The organism is Streptomyces sp. NPDC002867 (assembly GCF_053591895.1).
Map to the genome: position 1 here is coordinate 1 of NZ_JBSFUR010000031.1, position 14,093 is coordinate 14,093.

13 protein-coding genes are annotated in these 14,093 nt (G+C 74.1%); 11 read left to right on the plus strand and 2 right to left on the minus strand.

What is annotated here, in order from left to right:
* Positions 1-378: 378 nt before the first annotated feature.
* Positions 379-1,149 carry a hypothetical protein gene (locus tag ACWD0A_RS24845; RefSeq protein WP_451301602.1) on the plus strand — a complete coding sequence of 257 codons (771 nt, stop codon included), beginning with the start codon at positions 379-381 and terminating at the stop codon, positions 1,147-1,149.
* A 73-nt stretch (positions 1,150-1,222) separates the two neighbouring features.
* Here the strand turns inward: ACWD0A_RS24845 and ACWD0A_RS24850 are convergent, their stop codons facing one another.
* Positions 1,223-2,506, minus strand: coding sequence for a DUF1015 domain-containing protein (locus ACWD0A_RS24850; protein WP_451301502.1), 1,284 nt, complete (start codon positions 2,504-2,506; stop codon positions 1,223-1,225).
* 71 nt (positions 2,507-2,577) lie between these two features.
* Between ACWD0A_RS24850 and ACWD0A_RS24855 the strand changes: the two genes are divergently transcribed.
* The 4 genes from ACWD0A_RS24855 (at position 2,578) to ACWD0A_RS24870 (ending at position 6,677) form a co-directional block, all read left to right on the plus strand.
* A complete protein-coding gene (locus ACWD0A_RS24855) occupies positions 2,578-3,606 on the plus strand; it encodes an HAD hydrolase-like protein (RefSeq protein WP_451301504.1) in 1,029 nt (342 codons plus the stop codon).
* 106 nt (positions 3,607-3,712) lie between these two features.
* Complete coding sequence (locus ACWD0A_RS24860; protein WP_451301506.1) at positions 3,713-4,765, plus strand: FecCD family ABC transporter permease; 1,053 nt, start codon at positions 3,713-3,715, stop codon at positions 4,763-4,765.
* Complete coding sequence (locus tag ACWD0A_RS24865; protein ID WP_451301508.1) at positions 4,762-5,805, plus strand: FecCD family ABC transporter permease; 1,044 nt, start codon at positions 4,762-4,764, stop codon at positions 5,803-5,805. The genes ACWD0A_RS24860 and ACWD0A_RS24865 overlap by 4 nt, the downstream gene beginning before the upstream one ends.
* Positions 5,806-5,876: 71 nt before the next feature.
* The gene (locus tag ACWD0A_RS24870; RefSeq protein ID WP_307716183.1) at positions 5,877-6,677 is read left to right on the plus strand and encodes an ABC transporter ATP-binding protein; all 801 of its coding nucleotides are present in this window, start codon (positions 5,877-5,879) and stop codon (positions 6,675-6,677) included.
* A gap of 673 nt (positions 6,678-7,350) precedes the next feature.
* Here the strand turns inward: ACWD0A_RS24870 and ACWD0A_RS24875 are convergent.
* Positions 7,351-7,698, minus strand: coding sequence for an SCP2 sterol-binding domain-containing protein (locus ACWD0A_RS24875; RefSeq protein ID WP_451301510.1), 348 nt, complete (start codon positions 7,696-7,698; stop codon positions 7,351-7,353).
* Between the two features lie 42 nt (positions 7,699-7,740).
* On the opposite strand from ACWD0A_RS24875, the gene ACWD0A_RS24880 reads away from it, so the two are divergent.
* From ACWD0A_RS24880 to ACWD0A_RS24905, 6 genes are all read left to right on the plus strand, one after another.
* Entirely contained in the window at positions 7,741-8,007 is a 267-nt protein-coding gene (locus tag ACWD0A_RS24880; protein WP_451301512.1) for a hypothetical protein, read from the plus strand.
* A 7-nt stretch (positions 8,008-8,014) separates the two neighbouring features.
* Entirely contained in the window at positions 8,015-8,830 is an 816-nt protein-coding gene (locus ACWD0A_RS24885; RefSeq protein WP_451301514.1) for a TlyA family RNA methyltransferase, read from the plus strand.
* A complete protein-coding gene (locus ACWD0A_RS24890) occupies positions 8,827-9,759 on the plus strand; it encodes an NAD kinase (protein ID WP_307716187.1) in 933 nt (310 codons plus the stop codon). The genes ACWD0A_RS24885 and ACWD0A_RS24890 overlap by 4 nt, the downstream gene beginning before the upstream one ends.
* 96 nt (positions 9,760-9,855) lie before the next feature.
* Positions 9,856-11,574: a DNA repair protein RecN gene (gene recN, locus ACWD0A_RS24895; protein WP_451301604.1), complete on the plus strand. Its 1,719-nt coding sequence runs from the start codon at positions 9,856-9,858 to the stop codon at positions 11,572-11,574.
* A gap of 84 nt (positions 11,575-11,658) precedes the next feature.
* The gene (locus ACWD0A_RS24900) at positions 11,659-12,441 is read left to right on the plus strand and encodes a hypothetical protein (protein ID WP_451301516.1); all 783 of its coding nucleotides are present in this window, start codon (positions 11,659-11,661) and stop codon (positions 12,439-12,441) included.
* 88 nt (positions 12,442-12,529) lie between these two features.
* Positions 12,530-13,606 carry a glycosyltransferase family 4 protein gene (locus ACWD0A_RS24905; protein WP_451301518.1) on the plus strand — a complete coding sequence of 359 codons (1,077 nt, stop codon included), beginning with the start codon at positions 12,530-12,532 and terminating at the stop codon, positions 13,604-13,606.
* Positions 13,607-14,093: the final 487 nt, after the last annotated feature.

The window sequence follows — 14,093 nt, forward strand, 5'->3', positions numbered from 1 at the left end:
TTCCGCCGCGACGACCGGGACCGGGATCGTGACAGGGACCGCCAGGGCGGGGGGTTCCGTCGTGACGACCGGCGTGATGACCGTCGCGACGACCGTGGTGGTCGTCCCGGTGGCGGCGGCGGTTACGGCCGTCGTGACGACCGTCCCAGCGGTGGCTTCCGTCGCGACGACCGCGACCGCGATCGCCAGGGCGGCGGCTTCCGCGGTCCCCGCCGTGACGACCGCCGCGATGACCGGCGCGACGACCGTGGTGGCTACCGTGGCCGCGACGACCGCGGTGGCTACGGCCGGCGGGACGACCGGGACCGTTCGGACCGCGAGCCCATCAAGCGGCTGCCCATCCCCGAGGACGTCACGGGCGACGAGATCGACAAGGACGTGCGGCAGGAGCTGCAGAGCCTTCCGAAGGGTCTCGCCGAGGACGTCGCCAAGAACCTCGTCATGGTCGCGAACCTGATCGACGAGGACCCCGAGCGGGCTTATGCCTACTCCCGTGTGGCTCTGCGGCTCGCGTCCCGTGTCGCCGCCGTGCGCGAGGCCGCCGGCTTCGCCGCGTACGCGACGCAGAAGTACTCCGAGGCGCTGGCCGAGTTCCGGGCGGCGCGGCGGATGACCGGCACCGTGGAGCTGTGGCCCGTCATGGCCGACTGCGAGCGCGGTCTGGGCCGTCCGGAGCGGGCGCTGGCGATGGCCGGTGAGCCCGAGGTGCAGAAGCTGGACAAGGCCGGACAGGTCGAGATGCGGCTCGTCGCCGCCGGAGCCCGCAGGGACATGGGGCAGCTGGACGCCGCCATCGTGACCCTGCAGAGCCCCGAGCTGGCCTCGAACTCCGTGCAGCCCTGGACCGCGCGGCTGCGGTACGCGTACGCCGACGCGCTCCTGGCCGCCGGACGCGAGGGCGAGGCGCGCGAGTGGTTCGCCAAGGCGCTCGAGGCGGACAAGGACGGCGCCACCGACGCCTCCGACCGGCTCGCCGAGATCGACGGCGTCGAGTTCGTCGATGTGATGGACGACCTCGACGAGACCCCGGAGGACCTGGACCTCGACGACGAGGGCGGTGCCCCGGTGTCGGAGCGGGGGGCGGAGCCGGACGGCACCGGTGACGCCGCGCAGGCCGAGGCCGAGGGTGAGGACAAGTCCGCCGACTAGCGGACAGACGGTAGCGGCGAACAGGTGAGGGCGGTACCCCGGCCGGGTACCGCCCTCACCCGCGTGTGCGACCTCAGTCGAGTGCGAGGCTCCGCAGCACCAGGCCCGTCGCCGGCTTCGGGCCGAACGACGTCGACTTGCGCGGCATCGTGACGCCTTCGCGCGCGAGCTCGCGGACGACCTCTTCGGGTACCGGGTGCATCAACACGGCGGTGCCGCCGTCCCGTTCGGCCTGGGTGACCGCCGCCTGGGTGTCGTGGATATAGGTGATGTGGTCCGGGGTGTCGGGGATGCGCCAGATACGGTCCAGCATCGTCGCGTGGAGCACGGTCGCGTCCAGCGTGCGCCAGGCCTCCGGGCGGCCGCCGGGGACCGTGCCGGCGAGCAGCTCCGGATCGGGACGGTCGACGAGGTGGAAGCGGCCGTCACCGGCGAGCAGGAAGGCGTTGCCCTCGGCGGCCGCCTCGGCGAGCGTGCCGAGTGCCTGCTCCAGGGAGACGTCGAGGCCGCGGACGCGGAACGATCCGTCGAGTGCGGAAAGGGCGTCGGCGACCGGCAGCCGGCGCAGCAGCCGGTGGATCGCGCGGACCTGGAGCGGATAGCGGGCCGTGTCGATCAGCAGGACCAGGCCGTAGTTCCAGGGACCGGGCGAACCCGCGTGTTCGGCGCGCAGGCGCAGATACGTGGCCCAGCGGTGGTGTCCGTCGGCGATGAGGGCCTGATGGCGGCTCAGGTCGTTCCCGACCCGGGTGAGTTCCGCCGGGTCCGTGACCGACCACAGCCGGTGGCTGAAGCCGTCCTCGGTGGTGGTGGAGATGACCGGCGGGCCCAGTACGGTGCGCTCGATGACGGCACTGGTCCCGGAGCGTTCGCCGCCGCTGCGGTAGGCGAGGAGCAGGGGTTCCAGATTGGCCGCGGTGGTGCGCATCAGCGCGGCGCGGTCGGCGACGACCTCCGGCATCACGTCCTCGTGCGGCAGGACGACGCCGTCGGACGGTTCGGACAGGGCGAGCGCCCCGATGACGCCGCGCTGGAGGAGATCGCCCTTGCGCTGCTCGTACACGTACAGGGCGGGCTCCGGGTCGGCGGCCAGCACGCCCTCGGAGAGCCAGCGGGAAAGTGTCTCGGCGGCCTGCCGGTGACGGTCCTCGGGAGAGGCGGCCTGCGGCAGGATGAGGCGCACGATGTTGTGCGGATCCGCCGATTCGAGGTGGTGCAGGCCGTCGGGCCTGACGACCACGTCGTACGGCGGCGAGGTCACGGCGGCGAGGCTGCCCACCCGCTCGGGGACGTAGCGCAGTCCGCGGAACGGGATCAGGTGCAGGCCGCCATTGGCCGCAGGACCTTCGTTGTTCATCAGGGCATCGTATGCGTGCACGGGGGATGAGCGATGATCGGGGGAGCGGACCCGAGCGAGGAGCGAAACGGATGAGTCAGCAGGGCACGAACCGGCCGGACGGAAGCGCGGTCGCGCTGAGCGAGGCGTACGACACGGCCCTGCTCGACCTCGACGGGGTGGTGTACGCGGGCGGGGAGGCGATCGCCCACGCCGTCGAGTCGCTGGCGACGGCCCGCGCCGGCGGAATGCATCTCGCGTATGTGACGAACAATGCGCTGCGCACCCCGGACGCGGTGGCCGGGCATCTCACGGAGCTGGGCATCCCGACCGCCGCCGGGGACGTGATCACGTCCGCGCAGGCGGTGGCGCGGCTGATCTCCGAGCAGGTCCCCTCGGGTTCCCGGGTGCTGGTCGTCGGCGGCGAGGGGCTGCGGGTGGCGCTGCGTGAGCGCGGGCTCGAGCCGGTGGAGTCGGCGGAGGACGGGCCGGTGGCCGTTGTGCAGGGGTACGGCGGGCCGGATCTGGCGTGGGGGCGGTTCGCGGAGGCCTGTTACGCGATCGCGCGGAGCGTGCCGTGGTTCGCGTCCAACACCGACCTGACGATCCCCAGTGCCCGAGGCATCGCGCCGGGCAACGGTGCGGCGGTCGAGGTCGTGCGGATCGCGACGGGCGCCGAGCCGCAGATCGCGGGCAAGCCGCTGCCGCCGATGCACCGGGAGACGATTCTGCGGACCGGCGCCGAGCGGCCGCTGGTGGTCGGGGACCGTCTGGACACGGACATCGAGGGCGCGTTCAACGGCGGCGTGGACTCGCTGCTCGTCCTGACGGGGGTGACGGACGCGGCGCAGTTGCTGGCGGCCGTTCCGCAGCACCGGCCGACGTACGTGGACGCCGATCTGCGCGGGATGCTGACGCCGCAGCCCGAAGTGACCGAGGCGGACGGGGAGTTCCGCTGCGGGGGCTGGAGCGCGGCGGTGCGTGGCGACGAACTGGTGCTGGACGGCGAGGGGGCGCCGCTGGACGGCCTGCGGGCGCTGTGCGGGGCCGCGTGGACGTACGCGGGGGACGGCTCGTGCGCGCTGGACGCTGGGAAGGTGCTGGCCCGGCTGGAGTTGTAGCCCGGCGCCGGGCCGATCGAGGCGGGGCGACCGGCCTGGGGGCTCGGCGAGGAAGCCGCACGAACCGGTCGGAGTCCGCTATGCGAGGGTAGGCTAACCTAACCTGGTGTTGGTCGAGAGCCCCCCGAAACAGAGCGCGGAGCCGATACCCGCAGCCGAGAGCCCCAAGCGCCACGCCCTGCGTGCCGCCGGGCTGCTGGTGTCGGTCGTCATCCTGCTGCTGGTCTGCGTCGCGAGCATCGCCGTGGGCGCCAAGGCGATCCCGGTCGCCGACGTGTGGGACGGCCTGTTCCACAACACGGGCACCGGGAACGACGTCATCATCCGGGACGTACGCGTACCCCGGACGCTGCTCGGTCTGGCCGTCGGGGCCGCGCTCGGCCTGTCCGGCGCGGTCATGCAGGCCCTGACCCGCAACCCGCTGGCGGAACCGGGCCTGTTGGGCGTCAACGCGGGGGCGGCCGCCGCGGTCGTGTCGGCCATCAGCTTCCTCGGCGTCACTTCGCTCACGGGCTATGTCTGGTTCGCCTTCGCCGGGGCCGCGGTCGTCTCCGCCGCCGTGTACGTCCTCGGCGGCAGCCGCAGCGCCACCCCCGTACGGCTCGCGCTCGCCGGCACCGCGGCGACGGCCGCCCTGTACGGGTACATCAACGCCGTGCAACTGCTCGACTCGGCGGCGCTGGACCGGCTGCGGTTCTGGACCGTCGGCTCGCTGGCGTCGGCCGAGACGGGCACGGTCACGAAGGTCGTGCCGTTCGTCGCCGTGGGCGCGGTGCTGTCGCTGCTGATCGCCCGCCCGCTGAACGCCATGGAGATGGGCGACGACACCGCCCGGTCCCTGGGCGTCCGTCTGAACCGCACCCGCGTCCTCGCGATGCTCGCGGTCACCCTGCTGTGCGGGGCCGCGACGGCCGCGTGCGGGCCGATCATCTTCGTCGGGCTGATGATCCCGCACGTCGTACGGGCCGTCACCGGCCCCGACATGCGCTGGATCCTGCCGTACGCCGCGGTCCTCGCGCCCGTCCTGCTGCTGGGCGCGGACGTCGTCGGCCGGATCGCCGCGCGCCCCTCCGAGCTCCAGGTCGGCATCGTCACCGCGCTGATCGGCGGGCCCGTCTTCGTCCACCTGGTACGCCGCAAGAGGATGGCCCAGCTGTGAACAGCCCGGTGAAAGCGATACGCACACCTTCCGGAGGGTTCTCCGTCAGGGTGGATCCGCGGGCATCGGCCGTCGTCCTCGTGCTCGGGGCGGCCGCGGTGGCCTCGGCCGTCGTCCTCATCGGCAGCGGGGACTTCCCCATGTCGTTCCGCGACGTCGTCGACACCCTGCTCGGGAACGGCACCGCCGCGCAGGAGTTCATCGTCCGGGAGCTGCGGCTGCCGCGGGTGCTCGTCGCCGTCCTCGTCGGGGCGTCCCTCGCCCTCAGCGGCGCGATCTTCCAGTCGCTGTCCCGCAATCCGCTCGGCAGCCCCGATGTGATCGGTTTCGGCCAGGGGTCGACCGTCGGCGCGCTCGCCGTCATCGTGCTCTTCGGCGGGGAGTCGCTCGCCGTGTCCGGCGGAGCGGTCGCCGGCGGCCTCCTCACCGGCGTCCTCGTCTACCTCCTCGCGTGGAAGCGCGGCGTCCAGGGCTTCCGGCTGGTGCTCGTCGGCATCGGCGTCGCGGCCATGCTCACCGCGGTCATCCACTATCTGATCACCAAGGCCGACCTGGTCGACGCGACCCGCGCCACGCTCTGGATGACGGGCTCGCTCGACGGACGCGACTGGGCGCAGGTCCGGCCGCTGCTGATCATGTGCGCCGTGCTGCTGCCCGTGGTCCTGGCGTACGGGAGGCCGCTGCGGATGCTGGAGATGGGCGACGACGCGGCGTACGGGCTGGGCGTGCCCGTCGAGCGCACCCGGATCGTGCTGATGGGCTGCGGTGTGCTGTTCATCGCCGTGGCCACCGCTGCGGCGGGGCCGATCTCCTTCGTGGCGCTCAGCGCTCCCCAGCTGGCCCGCCGCCTGACCCGCTCGCCCGGCCCGAACCTCGCCGCGGCGGCCGTGACGGGCGCGGCGCTGCTGCTCGTGGCGGACTGGGCGGCCACGAACACCTTCACCGACCGCCAGTTGCCCGTGGGCGTGGTGACCGGTGTACTCGGCGGCTGCTACCTGCTCTGGCTGCTCGTCACCGAGCGCAGGGCCGACCGGATATGACGCCTGCTCTCGCCGCGCCGACCCCCATGTCCTCTCAGAAGTCCCCTCAGAACGCCGGGAGTACGACCACCATGCAGCGTCTCACCGCGGAATCGGTCACCCTCGCCTACGACCAGCGGGTCATCGCCGAGAACCTCTCGGTGGAGATTCCCGACCGGTCCTTCACGGTGATCGTCGGCCCGAACGCCTGCGGCAAGTCGACGCTGCTGCGTGCCCTGTCCCGGATGCTCAAGCCGTCCCAGGGCCGGGTGCTGCTGGACGGGCAGGCCATCCACTCCATGCCCGCCAAGAAGGTCGCCAAGACGCTCGGCCTGCTGCCACAGTCGTCGATCGCGCCCGACGGGATCACGGTCGCCGACCTCGTGGGCCGCGGGCGCTACCCGCACCAGGGCCTGCTGCGGCAGTGGTCGGCGGAGGACGAGCGGATCGTCCAGGAGTCGATGGCGGCGACGGGGGTCGGGGGGCTGGGCGACCGGTACGTCGACGAGCTGTCAGGCGGCCAGCGCCAGCGGGTGTGGATCGCGATGGCGCTGGCGCAGCAGACGCCGCTGCTGCTGCTCGACGAGCCGACGACGTACCTGGACATCCAGCACCAGCTGGAGGTGCTGGACCTGTGCGCGGAACTGCACGAGTCGCAGGGCCGCACGCTGGTCGCCGTGCTCCACGACCTGAACCAGGCGGCGCGCTACGCCACGCACCTGATCGCGCTGCGGGACGGGAAGGTGGTCGCGGAGGGGGCGCCGACGGAGGTGGTCACGGCGGAGCTGGTGGAGGAGGTCTTCCAGGTCAGGAGCCAGGTCATCGAGGACCCGGAGTCGGGGACGCCGCTGGTGGTACCGGTGGCGCGCAGGCGCGCGGCGACGGTGGCGTGAGGCGTCCGGGGTGGACCGCCGTGCGGGACGTCCCCCACCCCGCCTTCCCCCTACGGCCTGGCGGCCTGGGGAGGTTTCCCATCCCGAACCGGGGCTTCGCCCCGGGCCCCGGGCGCGCTCGGGCGGTTGCCCGACCCTGCGGCCTGCGGCCGTGGTTGCCGCCAGTTGCGGGGCTTCGCTCCGGACCCGTGCCGCTCTCGGGTGTGGCCCGAACCCACTGGGGCTTGGCGGCTGGGGGGCTTCGCCCCTACCCGTGCCGCTTTCGGCCGGTTGCCCGACCCTGCGGCCTGGCGGCCGTGGGGCTTCCCCAGACCCGTGCCGCCTCGGTCGGTGGTCTGTGAGTGCCCTGTGGCGGTGGGAGCCACTGACGGAGCCGGGCTGCGCCCCAGACCCCGTACCGCCTTCGGGTGGCGGCCCGAACCCGTCGTGGCTTGGCGCGCCGTGAGGCTTCGCCCCGGACCCGTGCCGCGCTTGGGCGGTGGCCTGACCCCCCGGCGGCCGTGGGAGACCCTGGTTCTGGAGCGGGGAACTTCCCGGCTCCCCTCGCACTCCGGGCGGTGGTCCGCACGCGTCTACGGCCTGGCGGCCTTGCGCCTGCCCCGCGTCCCCGCGGCCGGGGCGCAGCCCCTGGAGCGTGTCGCCCGGCGGAGCCCCCGGCCGTGGAGCAGTCCGGCTACAGCAGGGCGCGCAGGCGGAGGATGTCGCGGAAGCCCGCTTCCAGACGGACCCGGCCCGACGCCCATGCCCTCGCGAAGTTCAGGTCGCCGTCGACCATCGCCACCAGGTCGTCGCCCGCCATCGCCAGGCGGATCTGCGCCTTGTCCCGGGGCGGGCCCGTCAGCGTGTCCGTCACCTCGATCCGGCCGTCCCGCAGGCGGCCGGTGAACGTCGTGTCCAGGTCCGTGACGTGGCAGCTGAGGGAGCGGTCCAGCGCCGCCGCGCTGCGCACGTCGCCGTCCGCCGTCGCCAGGTTGTCCGAAAGCTTCTTGAGCGCGCCGAGGCACTCCTGCGTCGTGGCCATCGTGATCGACGGTACCGCAGGGCTTCGCGGTAGCGTCTGGGCATGAGCGACTCCATGCCCGCCCGGGAGGGGCCCGTACCCGGGCCGGAGCCGGCGCCCGACCCCGCCGCGCCCGCGCCGCTCGGCGTGCCGCGCGTGCCCACCGGCCACGCCGAGGTGGACGCCCTGCTGGAGAGACTGGCCGACGCCGACCACCTCGCTGCCGACGGACACCTGGAGGTGTACGAGGATGTACACCGGGGTCTGCGGGACGCGCTGACCGCGCTCGACACGCGCCCCCATGAACCGTCGCACAACCACAGGAGCTGAACCCACCGTGGCAGGAGTCGCCCGCCGCCGTCTCGACGCCGAGCTGGTACGCCGCAAGCTCGCGCGCTCGCGCGAGCACGCCGCCCAGCTGATCGCCGCCGGGCGGGTCAGCGTCGGCGGCAACACCGCGACCAAATCCGCCACCCAGGTCGAGACGAGCGCGGCGATCGTCGTCGCCGCCGACGACGACGACCCGGACTACGTGTCCCGTGGCGGCCACAAGCTGGCGGGAGCGCTGGCCGCCTTCGTACCGCTCGGCCTGAAGGTCGAGGGGCGGCGGGCGCTGGACGCGGGCGCGTCGACCGGCGGCTTCACCGACGTGCTGCTGCGCGCCGGCGCCGCGCACGTGGTCGCCGTGGACGTCGGCTACGGACAGCTCGCCTGGTCCCTGCAGAGCGATGAACGCGTGACCGTCAAGGACCGTACCAACGTCCGTGAAATGACGTTGGAGACGATCGACGGAGTGCCGGTGGACCTGGTGGTGGGCGATCTGTCCTTCATCCCGCTCGGGCTCGTGCTGCCGGCCATGGTCCGCTGCAGCGCGCCCGACGCGGATCTGGTCCTCATGGTCAAGCCCCAGTTCGAGGTGGGCAAGGAACGCCTCGGCAGCGGCGGCGTCGTGCGCAGCCCGGAACTGCGCGCCGAGGCCGTACGTTCTGTGGCCGAGCGGGCGGGGAAACTCGGCCTCGGCGTACGGGGGGTCACCGCCAGCCCGCTGCCCGGCCCGTCCGGGAACGTCGAATACTTTCTGTGGCTCCGGGCCGGAGCGCCCGAGCTCGATCCGGCGGACGTCGACCGAGCAGTGGCGGAGGGACCTCGTTGACCACGACAGCAGCGACCACGACATCAGCCAGAACCCGCGTACGCACCGTTTTCCTGCTCGCCCACACCGGCCGGCCCGCGGCGATCCGCAGCGCCGAACTCGTCGTCCAGGGCCTGCTGCGCAACGGCATCGACGTCCGGGTGCTGGAGGCCGAGGCGGCGGACCTGCCGCTGCCCGCGTCCGTCGAGACCGTGCCCGACGCGACGCCCGAAGTGCTCGACGGCTGCGAGCTGCTCATCGTGCTCGGCGGCGACGGGACGCTGCTGCGCGGCGCCGAGTTCGCCCGCGCCTCCGGCGTGCCGATGCTCGGCGTCAACCTGGGCCGCGTGGGCTTCCTCGCCGAGGCCGAGCGCGACGACCTCGACAAGGTGGTCGACCGCGTCGTCACCCGCGCCTACGAGGTCGAGGAGCGCATGACCCTCGACGTCGTCGTGCACAGCAATGGCGACATCGTGCACCGGGACTGGGCGCTGAACGAGGCCGCCGTCCAGAAGGTCTCGCCCGAGCGCATGCTCGAGGTCGTCCTGGAGATCGACGGACGTCCGGTGACCGGCTTCGGCTGCGACGGCATCGTCTGCGCGACCCCGACGGGCTCGACCGCGTACGCCTTCTCGGCCGGAGGACCGGTGGTCTGGCCCGAGGTCGAGGCGCTGCTGATGGTGCCGATCAGTGCGCACGCCCTGTTCGCGAAGCCGCTGGTGACCTCGCCGGACTCGACGCTCGCCGTCGAGGTCCAGCCGCACACCCCGCACGGGGTGCTCTGGTGCGACGGCCGCCGGACCGTGGAGCTGCCCTCGGGCGCTCGTGTCGTGGTCAGGCGAGGGGCCGTTCCGGTGCGGCTTGCCCGGCTGCACCACGCGTCGTTCACGGACCGGCTGGTGGCCAAGTTCGCGCTGCCGGTGTCGGGTTGGCGAGGCGCACCGCACTGAGCGCGCTCCGGCGTTGCCCGGGAGAGTGAATGCGTGGCCGGGGTCCGTCGCGCGGCGGCCACCGGACCTCGTAAGGTCGTGTCCGTGTTGGAGGAGATGCGGATACGGTCGCTCGGAGTCATCGACGACGCGGTTGTCGAGCTGTCGCCCGGTTTCACCGCGGTGACCGGCGAGACGGGCGCGGGCAAGACGATGGTCGTCACGAGCCTCGGGCTGCTGCTCGGCGGACGGGCCGACCCCGCCCTGGTGCGGATCGGCGCCAAGTCGGCGGTGGTGGAGGGGCGGATCAGGGTGTCCGCCGACGCCCCCGCCGCGCTGCGCGCCGAGGAGGCCGGGGCCGAGCTCGACGAGGGCACGCTGCTGATCAGCCGGACCGTTTCGGCGGAGGGGCGCTCGCGCGCCCACCTGGGCGGGCGTTCCGTGCCCGTCGGCATGCTCTCCGAGCTCGCCGACGAACTCGTCGCCGTCCACGGTCAGACCGACCAGCAGGGCCTGCTGCGCCCCGCGCGCCAGCGCGAGGCGCTCGACCGGTACGCGGGCGACGCCGTCACCGGCCCGCACGCCAAGTACGCGGCCGCCTATCGCCGGCTGCGCGCCGTCGCCGGCGAGCTGGACGAGCTGACCACACGTGCCCGCGAACGCGCCCAGGAAGCGGATCTGCTGCGGTTCGGACTCGACGAGATCGCGGCCGTGGAGCCGCGGCCCGGCGAGGACGTCGAGCTGGCGGCCGAGGCCGAGCGGCTCGGGCACGCCGAGGCCCTCGCCTCCGCCGCCTCCGTCGCGCACGCCGCCCTCGCGGGCAATCCCGAGGACCCAGAGGCTGTGGACGCGACCACCCTGGTCGCGGGTGCGGGACGGGCGCTGGACGCCGTACGGGCCCACGACCCGGCCCTGGCCGCGCTCGCGGACCGGATGGGAGAGATCTCCATCCTGCTCGGCGACGTGGCCGGCGAGCTCGCGGGGTACGCGGACAACCTCGACGCCGACCCGCTGCGACTGGCGGCGGTCGAGGAGCGGCGGGCGGCCCTGACCCAGCTGACACGCAAGTACGGCGAGGACATCGCGGCCGTGCTGACCTGGGCCGAGCAGGGCGCGGCCCGGCTCACCGAGCTCGACGGCGACGACGACAGGATCGGCGAGCTGGTCGCGGAGCGGGACGCGCTGCGCCGTGAACTCTCCGAGCTGGCGCAGACCTTGACGGACGCCCGTACGGAGGCCGCGGCCCGGTTCGCGGAGGCCGTCACCGAGGAGCTCGCCTCGCTCGCCATGCCGCACGCCCGGGTCTCGTTCGCCATCCGGCAGACGGACGATCCGGACGGCGTCGAGGTCGGCGGCCGGACGGTCGCGTACGGGCCGTACGGCGTGGACGAGGTCGAGCTGCTGCTCGCGCCGCACCCGGGGGCGCCGCCGCGGCCCATCGCCAAGGGCGCGTCCGGCGGTGAGCTCTCGCGGGTGATGCTCGCCGTCGAGGTCGTCTTCGCCGGCACCGACCCGGTGCCGACGTACCTCTTCGACGAGGTCGATGCGGGTGTGGGCGGCAAGGCGGCGGTCGAGATCGGGCGGCGCCTCGCGAAGCTGGCCAGGTCGGCCCAGGTGGTCGTGGTCACACACCTGCCGCAGGTGGCGGCGTTCGCGGACCGGCAGCTGCTGGTCGAGAAGACCAACGACGGCTCCGTGACCCGCTCCGGAGTCACCGTCCTGGAGGGCGAGGACCGCGTGCGCGAGCTGTCCCGGATGCTCGCGGGCCAGGAGGACTCGCAGACGGCGAGGGCGCACGCGGAGGAGCTGCTGGCGGCGGCCCGCGCCGACGGCTGACCCGGGATGCGTCCGCGTGCCCCCCGGTGCCCTGGGCACCGGGGCGGCGCGGCGGCGAACGCGCGTGATCATAGGGTGGGGCCCATGCGAGCAGGCCAGGACACCAGGAGCCCCGCCCGGACCACCGCCCTCCTCACCGCTTTCGGCGCCACGCGGTCGGTCACCGCGGCGCTGCGGCGGCGCGTGGCCCCCGGCTCCGCACGCTGGGAGCGCACGAACCACGCCGGACGCACCGTCGACCTGTTCGCCGGACCGGCCGTCGCCGTCGGGTCCGTGATCGGCGCCCTGCCCGCCCGCACGCAGGGCGCCGCGGCGATCGCCGTCGGCACGGCCGGGCTGTGCGGGGCCTACGACGACATCGCCGGCGCCGGCGACCCGCGGCGCGGCTTCCGGGCCCACCTGGGCGCCCTGCGCCAGGGCGAAGTGACCAGCGGGGCGGTCAAACTGTTCGGGATCGGCGCCGCCGGGCTCGTCGCCGGGGCGATGCTCAAGGAACGCCCGCTCGACAAGCTCCTCGCCGGGGTGGTGATCGCCGGCTCCGCGCACTTCGTCAACCTCGTCGACGTGGCACCGGGGCGTGCCGCCCCCGCCGTCATGGGGCTCGGCGCCCCCGGCCTGCTGCGCCGGGGAGCCGCCGGCGCGCTCGCCGCCGCGCCGGTCGGCGCCGCGGCCGCCGTCGTCACCGACGACCTCGGCGAGCGCACCATGCTCGGCGACACCGGCGCCCATGCGCTGGGCGCGGCGCTGGGTACGGCCGTCGTCGCGGGCAACGGCCGCGCAGGACTCCTCCTGCACGCGGCGGCCCTCGTCACGGCAGCGGTAAGGGGAGCCGACGTCAGCAGGATCGCGGCCGACTCACCTATGTGAGTGATCCCGTCACCGAGGACCCCATTCCGACACAGGCACGACATCAGGACGGTGCCGGAACGTCCGTACGGGCTGGCATCCTTGGCGCGTGACTGAGCTGCGTACGGTCCAGGTGCTGGGCGGCGGCAGTGCGGGCAGCAGCGCGCACGTCAGGTCGCTGGCCGCGGGGCTGGTGGCGCGGGGCGTGCGGGTGACGGTGTGCGCCCCCGCCGAACTCGATGACAAGTACGACTACTTGGGCGCCGGCGCGCACTTCGTGCCCGTGCCGCGCCGGAGCGATCCGCTGTCCGTCGGCGCGCTGCGCACGGCGTGCGCCGACGCGGACGTGGTGCATGCGCACGGGCTGCACGCCGCCGTGCGCTCCGCGCTCGCGCTGAGCGGGCAGCGCGTGCCGCTCGTCGTCACATGGCACACCCGCGGGCACGGTGAGGGCGCGCGGCGCCAGGTCCTGCGGCTCATCGAACGAAGGGCCGTAAGGGCGGCGGCCGTTGTGTTCGCCACCTGCTCCGAGCTCGTCGACCGGGCGCGCGAGCGCGGCGCCCGCGACGCCAGGCTCGCGCCGCTCGCGACGCCCCGCGCCTGCGTGCCGCTGGGCCGTCCGGACAAGAAGCGCGCGGAACTGGGCGTCGTGGAGCGGCCGTTGCTGGTCGCCGTCGGAAGCCTCGACGAACACCGCGGCTACGGGATGCTGCTGGACGCCGCCCGCCGGTGGCGTGCCCTGGACCCCGCGCCGCTGCTCCTGATCGCGGGGGAGGGGCCTCAGCGGGCCGCGCTCCAGCGGCGCATCGAGGACGAGGACCTGCCGGTGCGGCTGCTCGGCCGGTGCGACGACGCGGCCGAGATCCTCGCGGCCGCGGACGTCGCGGTCCTGTCCAGCCGCTGGGAGGCGCGCTCGGTGCTGGCGCAGGAGGCGCTGCGGCTGGGCGTCCCCCTGGTCGCGACGGCGGTCGGCGGCGTGCCCGAACTGGTCGGCGAGGCGGCGGTGCTGGTCCCGTACGGGGACGCGGACGCGCTGGCGTCGGCGGTGTCCGGACTGCTGACGGATCCGGCGCGCCGGGAGGAGCTGGCGCGGGCGGGGCGGGTGCAGGCGGGGGCGTGGCCGTCGGAGGACGACACGGTCGCGCAGATGCTGAGCGTGTACGACGAGGTGGCGGGCGGGGGATGAGGCGCGTGGGCGTTTTCCCGGGGCTTCGCCCCAGGCCCGTGTCGCGCTCCGCGCGGTGTCCCCGAGGCCGGCGCCGGGTGGGGGGTGCCGCTGCCCCGTTCTCCCCCTACGGCCTGGCGGCCGTGGGAGGTGCCCGCATCCCGTAACTGGGGCTCCGCCCCAGACCCGTGCCCTGCGCCCCGGCGGGCGCGGGCGTCGGGGCTGCGCCCTGCGGCCCCGTACCGCGCTCCGCGCGGTGTCCTCATCGCCGGACGGGCTGCCTATGCCGCTCGCGACCACAATTGGGCCTCCGCCCCAGACCCGTTGCCTTGCGCCCTGGCGGCGCGGGCGTCGGGCTGCGCCCCGCACCCGTACCGCGCTCCGCGCGGTGTCCTCAATCGCCGGACGGGCTGCATTAATCGTCGGACGGCTGCATTCAGCCCCGCCGGCGTTTGAGGCGCGGGGTTCGGGGCGCAGCTCCGACAGGCGCGTCGCACGCGGGGTGCCC